Source organism: Marinobacter shengliensis, from assembly GCF_030297115.1.
Taxonomy (GTDB): Bacteria; Pseudomonadota; Gammaproteobacteria; order Pseudomonadales; family Oleiphilaceae; genus Marinobacter; species Marinobacter shengliensis.
In genome coordinates this window covers 4212391-4231233 of the sequence record NZ_AP028062.1, presented here as the reverse complement: position 1 = coordinate 4231233, position 18843 = coordinate 4212391, and the positions used below count along the sequence as shown (strand labels likewise).

Genomic DNA, 18843 nt, shown 5'->3' with positions numbered 1-18843 from the left:
GAAACTCATGGCTGAACATCGGAACGATGATAATCGGCTAACTGATGGCCGCTAAGAAAATTTTAGGAACCAGGTGCTGGGGAAGGCTCGGAATCGGGTTTTTCTACAGCCTCGTTAAGCCTTTCCAGCAGATAAAAATGGAGCTTAAATGTCAATTGCAACAATAAGTAGTGCTATCTCAAGGGTCCAAAAGGAAATAGCGGACCTTCACCATAAAATCAGCTTGGAAACAAAAAAAGAGAGTGATTTAGGTAATCGAATTGGTCAAATAAACCGAAGCATTACCAAGAACACACCTGCGTCTACTTTGAAAAGCAAAGCAGCTGAAATTGATCGAAAGAATAATGAGATAGCGAAGAGTCAGGCTAAAAAATCTGATTTTCATAAAAAACTATCAGATAAGGAAGGTAAGTTGTTGAAGTTAAAGCAAGACCTTTTAAAAGAAGAAGAGAAGGAAAGAAAGAAGCAGGCCGCCATAGATGAGCGTGAAAGGAAAAAAATAGCAGATCTAGAGAAAAGGCAACAAAGAGAAAAGCTCGCCCATCAAAGGCAACTGCAAGCTGAGATTCGAAGAACTACTGAAATGGTTTCTGAGGCTCAGAGTAGTGTTAGTGATTTTAATGATTTACCCGATACAGAGTATGACCTATTTATATCCCATGCTTCGGAAGATAAAGAAGAATTTGTTCGACCTCTAGCTGAAACTCTCGAAAATATGGGAGTGAAAGTTTGGTATGACGAATTCACATTGAAAGTGGGTGATAGTCTAAGGAAAAGTATTGATCACGGTTTAGTTAAGTCTAAGTTTGGAACAGTGATCCTTTCCGCTGCTTTTTGTTCAAAAAACTGGACGCAGTATGAATTGGATTCAATGGTAGTTAGAGAGATGAATGGGCATAAGATGATATTACCCATATGGCATAAGATTTCCAAGGACGAAGTTATTCAATTCAGCCCAGCACTTGCTGACAAAGTCGCATTAAATACATCTATTAGTAGTATTCAAGAAATTGCAGGGGAGCTTTCTGAGGTTATCCTTGGAGTTGAGGTTTAACAAAGCATTCCAGCGGACAAGCCGCTGAATGCGGCGTTAAATTTAGGGTTGCTATGGATACAACAGATATAATTGCCGCCATATCTGCAATAGTCGCATGTATAGCAACGCTGATTTCATATCGGATCTATCGTAGCTCTTTAACCATCAGGAGAACTGACCGTGTATTGGGGCTTCGAGTAAGGACGCTAGAGTTGCGCTCTAGATTATCTGCCTTCATGAGCAAAAACGCGGAAGTGGTAAGGTTAGACCCGGACCCTCAGCAAGACTCGGTAATTAGCAACAAAGCTGAGTTGATCTTGGAGCGGCTTGAAAGACTCTCAGCGTTGATAAAATCCCGATCCACCAATCTGTCAGAAGATGAGCTGGACGAAATCGAATTGTCGCTGCGCGAATGCGAAGGTGAAATGATTCCACTCGAACAGAAAGTAGATCGGATATTGGGGAAAATTTAACCAGTCAATTAAGTTCGTTCCGGCCTGCGGCCTCCACCGGACGCCCCTGCCGGGCCGCCGCTTATTATCGGCGTTACACCTCACTGATCTTGCCTTGACGATCGTACGGCAATGCCGTATGTTTTGGCAATGCTATTCATCGAAACCTCAACGTTCACCAAGCTATTGCCGAACTACCTCACGGACGGGGAATACCGTGGGCTTCAAACCTACCTTTTGCAGAAGCCGGATGCCGGGGATCTAATCAAAGGCTCGGGTGGTGTTCGTATAGTTCGATGGGCACCAGCGGGTTCGGGAAAGAGCGGTGGTATCAGAGCTATCTACTACTGGAAGAAGTCTGACCACGAGATATGGATGCTCACGCTGTACAGTAAATCAGAGCGGGCCAGCATTCCTGGCCATGCGCTCAAGCAGATAGCGGAGGCAATCAAAAATGGGTGACAGGAACCTTGGGGCAGAGATTCTTGATGGCATCAATGAAATAAAGCAGTTCAAGAAGGGCAAATTGGCTCTACGAACCCATGAGCTATCAGAGCCCTCACCGCCTAAAGTGATCAGGCTGAAGTTGAACATGTCGCAATCTGCATTTGCCGGTCTTATGGGCGTGAGTGTACGAACGCTTCAGGATTGGGAGCAGGGTCGTCGTGAGCCGCAGGGGCCTGCAGTTGCGCTTCTGCGCATTGCTGAGCAACACCCGGAAGTTTTCAATCAGCTTTACTGACTAAATTGAGGTGTAACCAAGCCATGCACCGGATGCCATAACCTTCACTTCGCTATGGTTTTGCCACCGGTGCGCTCTGCGTTAAATGCCTGTGATAGCCAGGTCCAAAGCTCCAACAATCTGGTCTCTGAAATGTGAGAGGGAGCCAATCGGGCTCTTGAGATGTTTTTCAGGCACGGAGGAAATTTGTGGAGTTAACAGCAACAGCTCCTGATCGGCGAAGCTGATTTCCGGAGTGAGCCCTTGCATGGCTTCGCCACCGAAGGCAGAACGTTTGCCCAAAGGGATAACAATGCGAGTTGCCAAATCGCTCAGAAGGCTGCTTTGAATATCCACCAGGTAAGGGTAGTGAGCCTTGCTGATTTTGCTTGGGTTGGGGTACACATCGAACTGTGCCATCAGAACTCCCTGAATTCGTCGCCGAAGCATCCATGTTGTTCGACGAAATCGTTGTAGCTTTTTATCGCAGCGCGATTCTCTTCAACCCATTGAGCGGCTTTGCGTTTCGAGAGCTCTTCTTTCAGAGCTCGTTCCAGGGTGGCAGACAAGTTAATGTTCAGTTCCCGGGCTTTACGCAGAAGATCGCTATTGATTGAGAGGTTCGCTGCTTTTTTGGGGGCGGCTGAGTTATAGAGTTCGGCCATGGGGGCCTCCCAGAGGATATAGAATACAAAATCTGATCTTATGCGCATCGCTATGCGCATGCAAGCATTTAACCAATGGCTGTTATCGGACGTGCCTGCGCTGGCGCTCCGTCATGCCGCAAAGGCAAGGCGTTAAATCAGTAGTGATACCGGAGTTGGGCTATAAGCAAAGCGTCATCCGTGACTTTGTAAACTATTCGGTGTTCTTCGTTGGTTCGGCGAGACCAGTACCCGGCGAGGCTGTGTTTGAGGGGCTCTGGTTTGCCAACACCTTCGAACGGTTCTCGCTTGGTCTCTTTGATCAGCTTGTTGATTCGGTTAAGAATCCTTTTGTCGGTTTTCTGCCAGTACAGATAGTCTTCCCGGGCGTTCTCAGAGAAGATGAATTTCATTCAAGAAGTTCCTTTTCTTGACCACCGCTTTGCTCCAGCTCGGCAACGGATTCCAGCAAACGCCGTGCGTTTTTGGGTGCGCGCAGAAGGTATGCAGTTTCTTGCAGCGCCTCGTAGTCCTCCAGAGAGATCATAACCACTGACTGGGACTTGCTCCGGGTAATGATCACAGGGGAATGGTCTTCACAGACCTGCTCCATGGTTTTTGCTAGATTGGTTCTAGCGGCTGTGTAGCTGATGGCATCCATAAGGTTGCTCCTGTACAAGATGTTGAACATGGTCAGGATGCCGTACGTCAGAGGGTTTAACAATCGGCTGCACAGCATCGATTTTCCGCCGTTTCGCGGTTCCAAACCGGCGCATGAGCCAAGGCGTTAAGCGTTCGAAGCGGTCATGGAGTTTTAGACATTGGGAACAGCCTTGCTTGATGACGCTAAAAATAGGCGAGAAAGCTTGCAGTTCGAAATCGACGGGGAGATACCGAACCTCGATCAATGTCATTGTTCGCGGTGCCGAAAAGCCACCGGGGCGGCCGCACCACGGCATTGAACTCCGGGGGCTTTCCTTGGCAGAAAGCCCCCAAGAATGGGTTCGGCCAGTATTAGTAGGCACCCTCGCTGTATATCAACTCGTAGCTGTGGCTGTATATTTCCAGGATGTTCCCAAAAGGGTCTTCCATATAGATCATCCGGTACGGCTTTTCGCCGGGGTAATAGTAGCGTGGTTTCTCCATTCGTTTTTTCCCTCCAGCAGCCACGATACGTTCAGCCAGTGCCTCTACGTCCGGGTCTTGAACGCAGAAATGAAAGACCCCGGTTTTCCAATACTCGAAATTGTCTTGCGGGTTGGTCTGGTTTTTAAACTGGAAAAGCTCCACACCAATCCGATCGCCTGTCGATAAGTGAGCGATACGGAAGCTGCCCCAGCCCGCGCCAAATACATCTGTGCACATCTCTCCGATGGCGCTGTCGTCCTCCTCGATCTCGGTTGGTTCCATAATCAGATACCAACCCATAACCTCTGTGTAGAACTTAACGGCTTGCTCAAGGTCCGGCACGGATATGCCGATGTGTGAAAAATTTCTTGGGTACACGTTGCTCATTGGCTGTCCTCCTCTGTTAAGACTGAGAGCAGGTTACATGTGGCCGATAATTAGTTAAAATTATCATTTGTTCTCTAAAAGATTACGTAATGTGATGATAAATACGACCTGGTTACGCACCTTTTGCACACTGGTGGAAGTCGGTCATTTCACCCGTACAGCTGATCGCCTCCACATGACACAGTCGGGCGTTAGTCAGCATGTACGTAAGCTTGAAGAGCAGCTCGGTACCGAATTGCTTGTGAGGCAGGGTAAGCAGTTTTCTTTATCGGGCGCCGGCGAAAGGCTTTATACCGAGGCCCAGGGCATCCTCTTTGCGTTGTCGAATCTGGAGCAGACAGTCGGTGAGGATCCGCCCTTTGAAGGCAGTGTGCGCATCATGTCGCCGGGAAGTGTCGGGCTGAAGCTTTATCCGCATCTGTTGGAGCTACAAAGCAAGCACCCGAAGCTAGTTGTTGATTATCGGTTTGCGCCAAATCCCGATGTGGAAAACGCAATCGCGAAGTCGACTGTTGATCTCGGATTTATGACGTCGAAATCTACCCTGGCTGACGTAAGTTGTACGCCCGTTGCGCAAGAAGCGCTGCTGTTGGTAACACCTGCTACTGTCGAGGAACCGGACTGGGATACTCTGATGGCTCTCGGGTTTATCGATCACCCCGATGGGAATCATCACGCCAGCTTGCTTCTTGGTGCCAATTACCCTGAGTTTCAGCACAGCAACCTGTTTCCTAAAAAGGGTTTCTCAAACCAGATAGGTTTGATTCTGGAGCCGGTGAGCATGGGTTTGGGTTTTACTGTCTTACCTGCACACGCAGTTGAAGCCTTTGAGAAGTCTGAGCACATCAAGGTCCATCGTCTTGCAAACCCGGTCAGCGAAACGCTATATCTCTGTACCCTTCGGAATCGGTCAATTCAGGCGAGAATGAAGACTATAATAGTTGAAGCCAAGAGGTGGCTTTAGACTAACCTGAAATTTAACAAGCCGCATCAAAGAGGTTTCTCTATGGCTGGCATCCTGAAATGCCAGAAAGCGCATGCAATCAGAATAGGCCTGCTGATCATTGCCTTATTCTGGGCCCTTCCAGCTTCGACCCAGACACTCCAGGTTATGGGGTCAGACGAGGGTTTTCTGCCGTTTTACTACGGTGACAATCTGGACAAGGGCATTTTGGTCGAGGTGATCAATAATTTTGGCTTGGAGGCCGGTATCGCCGTCGCGTTCCACCCGATGCCGCGTAACCGCCAGGTCTGGGCGCTGGAAGAAGGGCGAGCCAATGCGGTTTTCGCCAACCCGCTGTGGATGCCAATGCCGGACCGGATGCACGCCGTTGGGCCGGTATTAACCTGGCGTGACCGTGTGTTCGCGAAACCTGGCCGACAGCCGGGCTCCTTCGATGACCTTCAGGGCAGCATCTGCCTGCGCAGATGGTTTGTTTACAGCGATCAACTCGAGCGGCGGGTCGGTACCAACCTGAGCCGCCATGACGCCTACAATGCCCATCAGATGATGGACATGTTTCTGCACAAACGGTGCGATTACATCGTCATGAACGAGTTGGAGTTCCGGTTTATGGCGCGGCAGCTGGACATCGATCCGCACCGGTACAGCACCGAACTGATCGACGCCGAATGGCCCGTCTATCTCGGTATCCTCAAAACCGAGACGGCTCTGATTGAAGCGGCGGAAGCGTTCTTTTCTACCTACACAGTTGATGTAGACACCATGCTACCGAACCTGCCGCCGCCGGACCGGCATATCTCGATTGAGCAGGACAAATAGGGCACCTACTTGCGTACATGCTTGTATTAGCCAACCCGTCGCGTTACTCGGATACCTGAACTGAAACTTTCCATATCCCGCCCCCGTAGCTTGATGAGCAGGCGTCGGGAGCGCGGTCATCGTTGTGTTTGATGGCTCTTCGATCCCTTGCGGTTAAGAAACTACGATCAACTTAGGGATTAGAGCGATGAATAACAAACTCATGACCGTATCGGTTTTATCCGCCGCTGTGGCGCTGGCGGGTTGTAACAGCAGCTCCGGTGGCGGCGCTGCAAACACGCCATTCCAGTGCAACGCTGAAGCGGATTTATCTGCGCTGACAGCCAACGATGTGCTGGCGGTGACGGCAGACAACGCCTGCCTGGTGCGTTTCTCACTGTCTGATCCATCCACGGTTGTGGCCGTGGGCTCCCTGGATGTAGCGGGCTCGGTTGTGGGGCTGGATTTCCGGCCGGCCTCCGGTGAACTCTATGCGCTGACCGATATGGGGCAGTTGGTGCTGGTTGACCCCATGACGGCAGAAACCACCCTGGTGACGGCCAGCATCGGCGAACTGGCGGGTGCCCGCTACGACATCGATTTCAATCCCGCCGCCAATGCCCTGCGCCTGATCAGTGATGCCCGGCAGAATTTCCGCATGGGGTCTCCGGCCCTGGTTGAGAACGCCCAGCAGCAAGCCCTGGTAGACGGTACTTTCGGCTACCTCCAGGGTGTGGTGGCTACGGCCTACACCAATGTGAATCCCGGGCAGGAAGGCACGCAGATGTTTGTGATCAGCGCAGACTCCCGCACCTTCTTTCAGCAGAACCCGAATGTTGGCCTGCTGACGCGCATTGGCGCCCTGTTCCCGAACGCCGAATCGGTGGATGTCAAAGGCTATAACGTGTTTACCACCGAAGGCGGTATGAACGAGCACTACGCCGTGTTCGAGGTGGACGGCAGTGTTGGCCTGTACAGCATTAATCCGGAGACCGCAGCCACCGCCCTGATCAAGCCTTTGCCGGCCCCTGAGGCTGGTGGTAACTACATGGATCTGGTGGTGAGTGATGTTACCGATGAACCTGCCTTGCGTGAGTTCATTGTGTTCGAACAGTCCGCAGACGATGAATTTGTGCTACGGATAGTCGAGCTGAATCCGGCTGACTCGATGCCGGGCATGGCGCTGGCGGAATATGATGAAACCTTGCCAGTCACCGGTTTGGTTGAGGGCGACGTGATTGTTGGCTTCGATCTTCGCACCACCAGTCCTGAGGGCGCAGAGGATGGTCTGTATGCTGTTGCTCAAAGTGGCCGAATCTACCTCCTGGAAGAAAGCGATCCGCTCATTGTGCCGCCAGAGGCACAGGCAACGGAGATCGCGACGCTTGCCACTGCTCTGTCCGGTACCCGCTTCGACATAGACTTCAACCCCCGTGCAGATTTGCTGCGAATCATCGGCGATGCCGGCCAGAACCTCCGGGTGAACCTGGATGAAGGCCGTGTGCTGGCGGATGAAGCGCGCGCCGCCGGTTTTGCCTTTGCCGATGGCACCGTTCGCCTGGGTGACACCATGGTGCCGGTACCCGTGGCGGTGGCTTACCGTGCAGCGCCCCTGCAGCTTGAGGGTGCAACCCCCAGCCTGGATTTCCAGTACGTGATTGATGCCAGAAACAGTGGCCTGGCGCGGGTTGCGGTGCCTAACGATGGCGCCCTGGTGGCGGTGGGCGACGGCTTACTGGAAGGTTTGGCATTGCCGATGGATGGCGCCATTCAGCAAACCATGGACATTGCCCAGAGCGGCACCGCCTACGCGGCCCTTAGAACGGAAACCGGCGCAGGCTCCACGCTGTATACCCTCAACCTTCTGGCTGGAACCGCTGAGCAGGTTGGTCCGATTGGTGGAACCGCCAACCCCGTGGCGGTTAACGCCATGTCGGTTGTGATTCCCGAGCCAGAAGTTATGGAGGCCGGGCGCTAACAGGAAACCTGTGGACATAGACCCCGGCCTGGTGCCGGGGTTATTTTTTTGGGGAGACGGCCATCAACTAGCTGCGCCTGGGTTGGCTATGTGAAGCGACACAAATTACTACACAAAATACCGCCAGATATCTTCCGTTCCTGCGCTGTCTTGCTAGACTTGAATGCAAATAACAACTAAAAGGGCGTGTCGTCCATTTGGGGAGTTTGCTGTCGGTGATCCCTTGCAAGGCATTGCGGATACTGGGGTTGGTGCTTTTTCTGATCAGTTGGCCGATCGGTACAGCTGCCATGGAGCCGGTAACCATCATGCCCGGCGCCGCCATCGGCCATCAGTTTCAATACTGGGAAGACACCAGCACACGCGCCACGCTGGATGAAATCCGGGCGCTGCCAGATGCCGCATGGCAGGTTCAGGCCAACGGCCGGGCAACCCTCGGCATTACCGAGTCTGCCTACTGGTTGCGGGTTCCGGTTGTTAACCATACCCCAGAAAGCCTCAGCCTCATTGCCGAACTCGCATACTCCCAACTTGATGACGTAACCTTCCATGTAATCGCCGAAGGTGAGTTGGTTCGAACATTCCAGACCGGGGATCGCCGGCCGTTTTACCCCCGTGACGTCGACCACCCCAACAGCCTGCTGCGTTTCCAGCTTGCCCCGCAAGAGGCAAAGACCCTCTACATTCGGGTTACCACCGAAGGCACCATGGTGTTGCCGTTCAGTCTCTGGCGTGAGAATCAGTTCTACGAATCCGCCGGGGTCGAGCAAAAGCTGCAGTTTTTCTATTTTGGCAGCCTCACCGTGATCATTCTGATCAACCTCGCGGTGTTTCTTACTCTGAGGGAAAAGCTCTACCTGTATTACTGCCTCGCGATCTTCGGTTACCTGGTGTTTTTTGCGTCGATCCGAGGTTTCAGCTTTCAGCATATCTACCCGGCGTTTCCGGCGGTCCATGCCCAGGTGCTGATGCTGTCCATCCCGTTCCTGGCGATGTTCTCAATCTTGTTCTGTATGGAATTTTTGCGGGTGCGTTCCCACAGCCCTCGGCTCCGGGCCGCATTGATAGGGATGCTGATTTTCGAGGTTCTGTACTTTCTGGCGGTACCGTTTCTGGACTACAAAACGGGGATACTGCTGGCGGCTGTCTCGGCGTTTGTGTTCTTTTCTCTGTTGATGATTGCCGGGCCCGTGAGCTGGGCCGCCGGGGTTCGGGCCGGGATCTTTTTTACCGTGGCGTGGTCTCCACTGACCGTGGGTGTCATGGCCACGGCAGGTCGGGCTTTGGGGGTGTTTCCCGAGAACTTCTTTACCAATTACGCCATGCAGATTGGTTCGGGGCTGGAGGCGTTTATTCTTACCCTGGCCCTGGCGGACCGCTTGTACCGGGAAAGGGAGCAGAAGATTCAGGCCCAGGCCGATATTCTGCGCCAGGAAAAGGCGCGCCGTGATGCCCAGGATCGCCTGACTTACGCCATGACCCATGACCCGGCCACCGGCCTGCCGAACCGAAATCGCTTTGAATGGATGGTAGATGAACAGCTGCAACTGAACCCGGGTGGTTCCTATATGGTGGGTGTGGCTCGGGTAACCGGCCTGGAGGAGATTAACCGGACCCTGGGCCTTGAGCGCAGTGAGCGGCTGCTTAAGCGGTTGGCAGAACAGATGACCATGCTGGCAGGGCAATTGCCGATGGTGCATGCCACTCAGGATAGCCTGGGCAGGACTGAGCGCGTGTATCAGATTTCCGGAGACAGCTTTGGCCTGCTTGTGGATGCCCGCAAGGCGGGTGATGATTTTGGGGCATTGGACAGTGCCCTCAAGCAACTGGCGCAACCGATAGCACTGGATCATCTGGCGATTGATCCGCACCTGAAATACGGCGCTGCCAGCTTCCCCGATCATGGTAAAAAGGCCAGTGTGCTGATTCGCAATGCCCACGTGGCGATGGAGATGACGCCCCGGGGCTCATTCGAGACGGGGTTCTATTCCGGCAAATACGACATCTATGATGAAAGCCGGCTGACCTTGATCTCGCACCTGCGAGAGGCGATACAGAACCGGCAAACCGAACTGTACTACCAGCCGAAGATCCGTCTTTCCACGGGTGAGGTGGTCGGCGTCGAGGCATTGATGCGCTGGTTTCACCCTGAGCGTGGCTGGGTGCCGCCGGATGAGTTTATACCGCTGGCGGAGAAAACCGGGGTCATCAAACACCTCACCCGGTGGGTTGTTGACCAGGCCTTGGCAGACCTCAAATCTCTTCAGAGCGTGTCTCCCGGGCTGACCATGTCGGTCAATATTTCGGCCCGGGATCTTCTGTCTCCTGGCCTGGATGAACTGTTTGCGACGGCCCTGGAGACCTATGGCTTGCAGGCCGGCGATGTCATTGTGGAGCTTACGGAAACGGCAGCGATGGACGACCCAGACAAAGGTTTGCAGGCGCTGGAGCGGCTCGCCAGCTCCGGCCTGAAGGTGTCCATTGATGATTTCGGGGCCGGCTATTCGTCGTTATCGTACCTCAAGCGTCTGCCTGCTGATGAAATCAAGCTGGACCGGTCGCTACTGCAGGACATCTGTTCCAGTGACAGCTCAAGAACCATCGCTGAAACCGCCATCACCATGGGCCGCAGCCTGGGCTTTCTGGTGGTGGCGGAAGGCGTGGAGGATGAGGCATCTGCCAGGCTGCTGGCAACCATGGGGGCCGATATGTTGCAGGGCTTCTGGTTATGCCGGCCAGCCCCACTGGAGTCGATAAAAGACTGGCTGCTTACATCCAGTTCCGTCGTTTGAAGAACCAGATCAGGCCGGCGGTAACGGCAATGATCAGCCCCCACACCATCGGGTAACCATAGTACCAGCCCAGCTCTGGCATGGCCCAGGGGCTGTCCGGGTGCTCAAAGTTCATGCCATACACGCCCACAATAAACGTCAGCGGGATGAAGATGGTGGCGATGATGGTCAGTACCCGCATGGTGTCGTTGGTTTTCTGGCTGATGCTGGAGAGGTAGATATCCAGCATGCTGGTGGCCATGTCCCGGAAGCTTTCCAGCAGTTCGATAATCTGGATGCTGTGATCCTGGCAATCCCGGAAGTAAATCAGGGTGTCCTGGTGTATCAATGAATTTTCCATGCGCATCAGGGTGGTGAGCGCTTCCCGTTGGGGCCAGAGAACCCGCCTGAGCATCAGCAGCTCCCGCTTCAGGTGGTGCAGGGCCGTGAGGGTTTGCTTGCGGGGGTGCTCCAGCAGTTCGATTTCCATTTCCTCCAGCTTATCGCCAAAGGTTTCCAGCACCGGGAACGCGGAGTCGGTAATCAGGTCCAGCATGGCGTAAAGCAGGTAGTCGATACCCCGAGAGGTAAACCGGCGGTTGTTGGGCTGGCGAATGCGCTTGCGGACTGGCTCGAACGGGTCCTCTTCCAGCGGGCACAGGCAGATCAGGTAATCGGCACCGGCGAACAGGCTGACCTGAACCACTTCCAGGCGCTCGCCATCGAACATGGGCATGGCGGCGATGAGAAACACCTGGTCGTCATACAGTTCCATTTTGGGGCGTTGGCCGCTGTTAAGCACGTCTTCCAGCGCCAGGTCGTGCAGGTCGAACATATCGCCCAGGGCGCGCAGGGTGTTGGCATCGACGGGGCCGTTGATCTGAATCCAGGTTTTGGAGTCTCGCTCCAGGTAGTCCTGGCACTCCTCCGCCGTGGCCAGCCGTTGTTCTTCGACATGGTCACCCGAGTAGTCGATCAGGTGAATGGACATCTTATGGTCGGAGTCAGAGGATACCAGGGTGCCAGGGGCGGTGCCGGGCGCATGGTAGTGCTTGCTGAAATAGGCCATTCAAACAGTGTCCTGCGGTAACGATTCAAATTCAAACGTAGCACAAAACCCGGAAAAACAACGTAAAAACCGTTGGTTACTCAATGTTAATGCATTAATGGTGAATTTTTTCGGAATACATTGGCTGCCCACCCGTCTTCCTGATGAAAGCAACCCGAAAGGGCAAAACACAGGAGGATGTTTCCATGAAAAAGCATGTACTGACACTCGCAATCTGTTCTTTGGTTTCCACCGGCGTGTTCGCCCAGCAAGGTGCCGCCAATGCGAACGTGGAGGCTGAGGCCAATATGAGCGCCCAGGCCAGTGCCCGCGATGGTGCGTCGGCTCAGGGCAGCGGCTCAGCCAATGCGCAGGCGCAGGTTGATGGCGATGCGGCCCGTGACGAAGCCGCCGACCACGGTGAGACGGTGAGCGCGGAGGCTCGTGAAAGTGCCAGCCAGGCGGCCACCATGGGCGTTGAAGTTGGTGAACGGGTCAGCGGCACGGCCCGGGCTCAGGGCGAAGCCGCCGTAGACAGCGCGGCCCAGCGCCGTGAGCAGGCCCGCGAACGGGTGAATGAGGCCCGAAATGCCGAGATTCGCGCTGAAACCAACAAGCAGATTGGAACGTCTGTGTCTGACACGGTCCGTGGCGAGGTACAGAGCACTGTGCGTGGTGCTGTGCAAGGCTCTGTCCGCAACGGTGGTCAGTAATCACTCAACCGACCATGGCCGGGCCCTGCGCCCGGCCTTTGTTTGTGAGCGAACAAGGAGCAGACATGCGTAACATTCAACGAATGTCGATCTGGTTTGTAACGCTGGGGCTTGCGGTGCCGGCAGTACAAGCGGATTCCGAAGTGAACGGCTACCTGGCCGGCGGCCTGGAACACGACAGCAACGTGACGGTAGATGAGCTTAACGCCTCGTCTGATCAGAGCGACGAAGCCTGGGTGTTTGATGCCGGGCTGGAAGGCATTCTGAAACCCACCGAAGCGCTGAACCTGACGCTGGGATATGACCTGTCCGGGCGCCGGTATCATAATCTGGACCGGTTTGATCAGGACATTCACCTGCTTTCTGCGGACCTGAGCTATGATTTTGATCCGGTCACGGTGGGCGCCAGCTATCACTATTCCTACGCCACCCTGGATTCTGACCGGTTCCTGGATTTCCGGCGCACCAGCCTGTATCTGGGCAGTCTGATTGGCGAGAACGTGTACCTGCTGGCCAGTGTTCAGGACAAATCGAAGGATTTTAACGAGGGCACGGCCCGGGATTCCGATATCCGGGGTGGCAGTTTTGATGCGTTCTTCTTTTTCAATCAGGCCCGCAGCAACCTGGTGTTCGGGGTTGACCTGGACGACGAAGACGCCCGCTCGGATGCCTACGATAACCAGTTGCTCCGGTTGCGGGTGGCGTTGGTGCACCGGTTTACCGTCGGTGGCCAGGACAGCCGCTTCCGGTTGGGCTGGCGTTATGAAGATCAGGAATACGATGAGGTGGTGATCACGGAAGAGGATAACCGCCCGCTGAACGATTTTCTCACCCGGGATCTGGCCGAGCGAACCAGCCAGCGGGTGGACAAGGCGCGGGTGGTGGAAGCCAGCTGGCGGCTGGGCCTGAACGAAGTGTTCAGTCTGGAACCGACGCTGTCTTACGGCCACTACACCTCCACCATCGATTCCGCGGATTACGACCGGTTTGTGGCAGGTGTGTCGCTGCGAGCGGGTTTCTAGTAATCCAGCAAACCATGGCCGAACCGGGTATCGCGGCCCGGTTCGCCGAGGTCTTTGGCATTGCTCGTCAATGCTTCTATGGCTCCGGGCAAATCAAACTGGCTGAGCTCGCAGGCCAGTGCAGAGGCCACCACCGGGGCCGCCAGAGAGGTGCCGCTGTCCAGAGCCATGCCACCCTCGGGTATGGCTACCGGCACCGCAACACCGGGGGCGGCGAATTGCACCTGCTCGCCCTGGTTGGCCCAGCGGTACAGTTCACCAGAGCCATTCACGGCCGTGACACCGATCACCGGCCCATAGGCGGCCGGGTAAAGTGGGGCGGCTGCTGGCCCCTCGTTGCCGACAGCGGCGATCAAACCGATTCCCCGTTCATCCAGCCGTTCGATGGCTGTTTTCAACAGCCGGTTGTCTGGCCCGGTCAGGCTGATATTGATCACTGCAACTTCCTGGGTTGCCAGCCAGCTCAGGCCATCCAGCAAGTGCCCCAGCGTCGCCCCGGACAGCGCCTGATCCCGCCCATAGAACACCGAGGCATTAAACAGCGTGGCCCCCGGTAAGCGGGCCGGCCACTGCGGCGCCTGGCGGCCGATCATCAGGCTGGCGACTGCCGTACCATGGGCAGTGGGAGCGGCAAGTTCGCCCTTTGCCTCTGCCAGTTCCAGAAAGCTTTCCTGAACAATCTGTGCGCCTTCAAACACCGGGTGATCCAGCGCAATGGCGGTGTCCACCATGCCTACCCGCACTGGCGCGGAGCACAGGCTTTGCCACTGGGGCCGGGCCACGTCGCTGCTTTCGGGGGCGTTGTCACTTTGTGGCGCATAAATGTGGTTCCGGTCCAGTTGATCTGCCAGACCCGGCAGTTCCGCTTGCAGGGCGTCCAGCGAATCCAGTGCCGGGGCTACCCGAAACCGTACCAGAATCATGCCCAGGCCGGTCAGTTCACGGCGCTCCAGAATGGTGATGCCAGGGCGGTCCAGTTCGGCGACTTCAGCGGCGGTGCCGGTGGCCAGCCACTGGCGCTCCACGGCCCGGAAGCCGCCATTAAGCATCACATCATTGAACGCTTTGCCGCCTTGCTGCGTGTGAATAGGGAGAGAGCGCGGTAACCGGGGCAACTGGCCCCTGGCCTGTTCAACGCGGGCTTCAATGCGTTGTTCCACAGTATCCAGCCGGCGGTCCACGGAGCGTTCGATGGCTCGCTCGGTTTTCTGCTCAACCTGGCGGGACACAGAATCCAGTTGCCGGTCCAGTGCCTGGCTGCCAATCGCAAGCGCCATGGTAGACACGGAACACAGGGTAAGCACGCTGATCAGGCCAAGGGTGGTATCGAGTTTCATAAACGCCTTCCGGTTGAGCCAAGGGTGTAGGGCTTTCTTGTTATTTAACGGCCGGGGGCGAAAAAAATTCCCTTTGGCCGGGAATAACGTTCGGCCTGAGCCGTTCTACTGATAACACTCACGAAAAGACAATGCCATGCAACAGGAATTGACTGAACTGTTACCCGGGCTGCGGAGATTTGCCTATTCGCTGACCGGCTCAATGCCGGATGCCGACGACCTGCTTCAGAGCACGGTGGAGCGGTTGCTGGCACGGGACCGGCCGGATGACGCAGACCTGACCAAATGGGCGTTCCGGGTGTGCCGTAATGTGTGGATAGACGAATGCCGGGCCAGAAAGGTTCGCCGGGAAGCGGCCGAAAAGCCGGAGTTGTCGGATGGCGAGGTCATCAACGGCGAGCACCACACCACCCAGCAGATCGAATGGAGCAGGGTGGATGCGGCCATGGCGGAGCTGCCCCAGGACCAGCGCCAGATTATCTCACTGGTGGCCATTCAGGGCCTGCCCTACAAAGTAGTGGCCGATATTCTGGAAGTCCCCAAGGGCACCGTAATGAGCCGCCTGGCTCGAGCAAGAGCCGCATTAAGTGAGGCATTGGCGCCGGCGGCGGGTATGAGGACCGAATCATGAACATCACAGACGAAGTACTGTCCGCGTTTCTCGATAACGAACTGAGCGAGCCGGAAATGAACGCGGTGCGCGATCAGATCGCCCTGGACCCGGCCCTGGCGGACCGGCTGGCGGAACTGGCCTCGGTGGATGCCGAGTTGCAGCGGCATTACGGGGCCATTGATAAACAGCCCATGCCGGATGGGGTAACGCAATTGCTGGCGCAGGCCGCCCCCGAGAACCGCCCGGACAACGTGGTGGCCTTTCCTTGGTGGCGCCGGCTGAAGGAACATTCCGGTAAAGCGGTGGCTGCCGCCGTGGTGGCCGGCTTCGCCATGACCCAGTGGCTGGGTTCACCGGCGGTGGACGATCCCGCTTGGCCGTCCATCGCCCAGGCCCTGGAACAGCAGCCCAGCGGCCAGGCCTATGAGGTTGGTTCCGATACCACCGTCATGCCGAGACTGACCTTCCGAAGCCAGGCTGGCGACTGGTGCCGTCAGTTCCGAGTTGATCAACCGGCGGCCTCTTCTGAAAACGTTGCTTGCCGGGATGCTAGCGGCACGTGGCAGGCCGTGGCCCACGCCGAGGTTGAACCGCACCAGCCCGGCCAAACCTACCAGACAGCCAGTGGTGGTCAGGCCATGGACGATACCCTGGATCAACTGATGGTTGGCCCCGCACTGAGCCCGCAAGATGAGCAACAGCTGCTGCAAGATGGGTGGGACAGCCCCTGAGCTCTGCCAATGGTCTAAGCTTTTGGTAGGACAAAGGAGGCCGTTATGTTTGTCGCAGAGAGATCCACCGGGCACTTGATTGAAGTGCTGGATACCCAGGCGTTGTTCAACCCTCATAAAAGCCGGATCAAGGGCAGTATGCACTATGGAGAGGAAGCCCAGGATCCGGAATTCTATGAGAAAAGTGACCTGGTATTCGCTTCGGGCGAGGCATTGCCCAAGTGCTGGACCGACCCGGATTACCGCCTGAAGCAGTAGCCGGGATTGGAATATTTGAATCCTTCCTCACATTTCTGTAACCTTTTTATTAATTGAACGTTCAATTAACGAAAAAATACGGAAAAGCGCTCGCCTGCCATGCCAAAAGTCGGAATCAAAGACACCCGTCGCCAACAGTTGATCGACGCCACCATGGAGTCCATCGCCGAGCTGGGGATGCAGAACACCACTATTGTCAGTATCAGCAAGCGGGCAGGCATGTCGTCCGGGATTATCAGCCATTACTTCGGGGGCAAGCAGGGGCTGATCGAAGCGGCCTTGCGGTATTTGCTGGACCAGCTCGGCAAGGAGCTGCGGGAGCGCATGGCGAAAACCGATCGCTCCCCGGCCCAGCGGCTGGATTGCATCATTGAGTCCAACTTTTCCGAGTTCCAGCGCTCGGCGCTGGCGGCGAAAACCTGGCTCAGCTTCTGGGCCCGTTCCATGCACGAGCCGGGGCTGAAGCGGCTGCAGCAGATCAACAACGCCCGGCTGTATAGCAACCTGCGCTACTCGTTTGCCCAGGTGTTGCCACCAGAGCAGGCCACGGAAGCGGCCCGACAAACCGCAGCGATGATTGACGGCTTCTGGTTGCGCAGCGCCCTGAGCCTGGACCCGGCCGAAAGCTTTGAAGCCGGTGAGCGGCTTTGCAAGCAGTTTGTTCACGAGACACTGGCCCGGGCAAGCGCCTGAGCCAACACGAATGCCATGGCCCACAAGGCCTGAAGACACTGAATCGAGGTTACCAACCGCTTATGTCTGCATCTGCTCCTGTTGTTCAGAACTTTGTCCACGGCCGTTTTCTGGCCAACCGTTCCGGTGAGACCTTCCCGGTGGTGAATCCGGCCACCGGCCAGGTGATCTACCAGGTGGAAGTGGCGGATGAAGCCATACAGCAGGCCGCCATTGAAAGTGCCCGCGCCGGGTTTGCCCAGTGGGCGGCCACTCCGGCCATTGAGCGCAGCCGGATTCTGCTCAAAGCGGTGGAGCTGCTCAGAGTACGTAATGACGAACTGGCGGCGGTGGAAGTACGTGACACCGGCAAACCCTGGCAGGAAGCCGAAGCCGTGGATGTGGTGACCGGTGCTGATGCCATCGAGTTTTTTGCCGGCCTGGCACCCTCCATCGAGGGCAACCAGCAGGATTTAGGCGGTGATTTCTACTACACCCGCCGGGAGCCGCTGGGTATCTGCGCTGGCATCGGCGCCTGGAATTATCCGATCCAGATCGCCTGCTGGAAGTCCGCCCCGGCGCTGGCCTGTGGCAACGCCATGATCTTCAAGCCGTCGGAAGAGACCCCCATGGGTGCGGTGAAGCTGGCGGAAATCTTCATCGAGGCCGGCGTGCCGGCGGGCGTGTTCAACGTGGTGCAGGGCGCTGCCGAGGTTGGCCAGTGGCTGACCCATCACCTGGAGATTGCCAAGGTGTCGTTCACCGGCGAAGTGGCCACCGGCAAGAAGGTGATGGCTGCGGCCGCGTCGTCTTTGAAAGACGTGACCATGGAGCTGGGTGGCAAATCCCCACTGATCATCTTTGACGATGCGGATCTGGAGAACGCCATCTCTGCGGCCATGGTGGGCAACTTCTACACCCAGGGCGAAATCTGCACGAACGGCACCCGGGTGTTTGTGCACGAAGACATCTACCCGCGCTTTATTGAAAGGCTGCTGGAACGCACCCGCAAGAACATCAAAGCCGGTGATCCGATGAACCCGGCCACCAACTTCGGCGCATTGATCTCCAAAAAGCACCAGGAGCTGGTCTTGGGCTACATCAGCAAGGGCATTGCCGAAGGTGCCACCCTGAGCCACGGCGGCCGGGCGTTCGAGCCGGAAGACTCGAAAGGGGGGTATTTTGTCGAGCCCACTATTTTCACCGACTGCACCGACGACATGACCATCGTGAAGGAAGAAATCTTCGGGCCGGTGATGTCGGTGCTCACCTTCCGCGATGAGGACGAGGTGATTGCCCGGGCCAACAGTACCGACACCGGCCTGGCCGCCGGGGTGTTCACCAATGACATCCGCCGGGCGCACCGGGTGATTCACCAGATCCAGGCCGGTATTTGCTGGATCAACAGCTACGGCGCCTCGCCGGCGGAAATGCCGGTGGGCGGTTACAAACTCTCCGGCATTGGCCGGGAAAACGGGCGCGAGACCATTGCCCACTACACCCAGATCAAATCGGTGTATGTGGGAATGAACGACCTCGACGCCCCGTTTTAAGCCCACAGGCCACAGAG

22 protein-coding genes are annotated in these 18843 nt (G+C 56.0%); 15 read left to right on the top strand and 7 right to left on the bottom strand.

The window, feature by feature from the left end; all coding sequences use genetic code 11:
* Positions 1–148: 148 nt before the first annotated feature.
* The 4 genes from QUE75_RS19350 (at position 149) to QUE75_RS19335 (ending at position 2230) form a co-directional block, all read left to right on the top strand.
* The gene (locus QUE75_RS19350; RefSeq protein WP_286252650.1) at positions 149–1054 is read left to right on the top strand and encodes a toll/interleukin-1 receptor domain-containing protein; all 906 of its coding nucleotides are present in this window, start codon (positions 149–151) and stop codon (positions 1052–1054) included.
* 218 nt (positions 1055–1272) lie between these two features.
* The gene (locus tag QUE75_RS19345) at positions 1273–1509 is read left to right on the top strand and encodes a hypothetical protein (protein ID WP_286252648.1); all 237 of its coding nucleotides are present in this window, start codon (positions 1273–1275) and stop codon (positions 1507–1509) included.
* Positions 1510–1638: 129 nt separating this feature from the next.
* A complete protein-coding gene (locus QUE75_RS19340) occupies positions 1639–1950 on the top strand; it encodes a type II toxin-antitoxin system RelE/ParE family toxin (RefSeq protein WP_286252646.1) in 312 nt (103 codons plus the stop codon).
* Complete coding sequence (locus QUE75_RS19335) at positions 1943–2230, top strand: helix-turn-helix domain-containing protein (RefSeq protein WP_286252644.1); 288 nt, start codon at positions 1943–1945, stop codon at positions 2228–2230. The genes QUE75_RS19340 and QUE75_RS19335 overlap by 8 nt, the downstream gene beginning before the upstream one ends.
* Before the next feature lie 81 nt (positions 2231–2311).
* Here the strand turns inward: QUE75_RS19335 and QUE75_RS19330 are convergent, their stop codons facing one another.
* The 5 genes from QUE75_RS19330 to QUE75_RS19310 all read right to left on the bottom strand — a co-directional run bounded on the left by QUE75_RS19330 (position 2312) and on the right by QUE75_RS19310 (position 4368).
* Positions 2312–2629, bottom strand: coding sequence for a CcdB family protein (locus tag QUE75_RS19330; protein ID WP_203301045.1), 318 nt, complete (start codon positions 2627–2629; stop codon positions 2312–2314).
* Positions 2629–2874, bottom strand: coding sequence for a type II toxin-antitoxin system CcdA family antitoxin (locus QUE75_RS19325; protein ID WP_286252640.1), 246 nt, complete (start codon positions 2872–2874; stop codon positions 2629–2631). The genes QUE75_RS19330 and QUE75_RS19325 overlap by 1 nt, the downstream gene beginning before the upstream one ends.
* A 137-nt stretch (positions 2875–3011) precedes the next feature.
* Positions 3012–3266, bottom strand: coding sequence for a Txe/YoeB family addiction module toxin (locus tag QUE75_RS19320; RefSeq protein ID WP_286252638.1), 255 nt, complete (start codon positions 3264–3266; stop codon positions 3012–3014).
* Complete coding sequence (locus tag QUE75_RS19315; protein ID WP_106693233.1) at positions 3263–3514, bottom strand: type II toxin-antitoxin system Phd/YefM family antitoxin; 252 nt, start codon at positions 3512–3514, stop codon at positions 3263–3265. The genes QUE75_RS19320 and QUE75_RS19315 overlap by 4 nt, the downstream gene beginning before the upstream one ends.
* Before the next feature lie 353 nt (positions 3515–3867).
* On the bottom strand, positions 3868–4368 hold the full coding sequence (locus QUE75_RS19310; protein ID WP_106693235.1) for a lactoylglutathione lyase family protein: 501 nt from the start codon (positions 4366–4368) through the stop codon (positions 3868–3870).
* Positions 4369–4462: 94 nt separating this feature from the next.
* Between QUE75_RS19310 and QUE75_RS19305 the strand changes: the two genes are divergently transcribed.
* The 4 genes from QUE75_RS19305 (at position 4463) to QUE75_RS19290 (ending at position 10900) form a co-directional block, all read left to right on the top strand.
* Positions 4463–5332 carry a LysR family transcriptional regulator gene (locus QUE75_RS19305; RefSeq protein WP_286252635.1) on the top strand — a complete coding sequence of 290 codons (870 nt, stop codon included), beginning with the start codon at positions 4463–4465 and terminating at the stop codon, positions 5330–5332.
* Positions 5333–5374: 42 nt separating this feature from the next.
* Positions 5375–6151: a substrate-binding periplasmic protein gene (locus QUE75_RS19300; RefSeq protein WP_286252632.1), complete on the top strand. Its 777-nt coding sequence runs from the start codon at positions 5375–5377 to the stop codon at positions 6149–6151.
* Between the two features lie 187 nt (positions 6152–6338).
* Positions 6339–8108, top strand: coding sequence for a DUF4394 domain-containing protein (locus QUE75_RS19295; protein ID WP_286252630.1), 1770 nt, complete (start codon positions 6339–6341; stop codon positions 8106–8108).
* A 215-nt stretch (positions 8109–8323) separates the two neighbouring features.
* Positions 8324–10900 (top strand): EAL domain-containing protein, encoded by a 2577-nt coding sequence (locus tag QUE75_RS19290; protein WP_286252629.1) that lies wholly within the window; start codon positions 8324–8326, stop codon positions 10898–10900.
* Here the strand turns inward: QUE75_RS19290 and corA are convergent.
* Positions 10878–11948, bottom strand: coding sequence for a magnesium/cobalt transporter CorA (gene corA, locus QUE75_RS19285; RefSeq protein ID WP_061332060.1), 1071 nt, complete (start codon positions 11946–11948; stop codon positions 10878–10880). The two genes, QUE75_RS19290 and corA, sit on opposite strands and share 23 nt — an antisense overlap.
* A 185-nt stretch (positions 11949–12133) precedes the next feature.
* Here corA and QUE75_RS19280 point away from each other — a divergent pair, with 185 nt between their 5' ends.
* Positions 12134–12640 carry a hypothetical protein gene (locus tag QUE75_RS19280; protein WP_061332058.1) on the top strand — a complete coding sequence of 169 codons (507 nt, stop codon included), beginning with the start codon at positions 12134–12136 and terminating at the stop codon, positions 12638–12640.
* 65 nt (positions 12641–12705) lie between these two features.
* Positions 12706–13662, top strand: a complete 957-nt coding sequence (locus tag QUE75_RS19275) for a hypothetical protein (RefSeq protein WP_286252628.1) — start codon at positions 12706–12708, stop codon at positions 13660–13662.
* Here the strand turns inward: QUE75_RS19275 and QUE75_RS19270 are convergent.
* Positions 13659–14999 (bottom strand): S8 family serine peptidase, encoded by a 1341-nt coding sequence (locus tag QUE75_RS19270; RefSeq protein ID WP_286252626.1) that lies wholly within the window; start codon positions 14997–14999, stop codon positions 13659–13661. The two genes, QUE75_RS19275 and QUE75_RS19270, sit on opposite strands and share 4 nt — an antisense overlap.
* A gap of 136 nt (positions 15000–15135) precedes the next feature.
* On the opposite strand from QUE75_RS19270, the gene QUE75_RS19265 reads away from it, so the two are divergent.
* The 5 genes from QUE75_RS19265 to betB all read left to right on the top strand — a co-directional run bounded on the left by QUE75_RS19265 (position 15136) and on the right by betB (position 18826).
* Positions 15136–15630, top strand: a complete 495-nt coding sequence (locus tag QUE75_RS19265; RefSeq protein WP_286252624.1) for an RNA polymerase sigma factor — start codon at positions 15136–15138, stop codon at positions 15628–15630.
* Positions 15627–16343 (top strand): anti-sigma factor, encoded by a 717-nt coding sequence (locus QUE75_RS19260; protein ID WP_286252622.1) that lies wholly within the window; start codon positions 15627–15629, stop codon positions 16341–16343. The genes QUE75_RS19265 and QUE75_RS19260 overlap by 4 nt, the downstream gene beginning before the upstream one ends.
* 45 nt (positions 16344–16388) lie before the next feature.
* A complete protein-coding gene (locus QUE75_RS19255; protein ID WP_106693243.1) occupies positions 16389–16601 on the top strand; it encodes an acetyltransferase in 213 nt (70 codons plus the stop codon).
* A 99-nt stretch (positions 16602–16700) separates the two neighbouring features.
* The gene (gene betI, locus QUE75_RS19250; RefSeq protein ID WP_061332048.1) at positions 16701–17294 is read left to right on the top strand and encodes a transcriptional regulator BetI; all 594 of its coding nucleotides are present in this window, start codon (positions 16701–16703) and stop codon (positions 17292–17294) included.
* A gap of 62 nt (positions 17295–17356) precedes the next feature.
* Entirely contained in the window at positions 17357–18826 is a 1470-nt protein-coding gene (gene betB, locus QUE75_RS19245) for a betaine-aldehyde dehydrogenase (protein ID WP_286252618.1), read from the top strand.
* Positions 18827–18843: the final 17 nt, after the last annotated feature.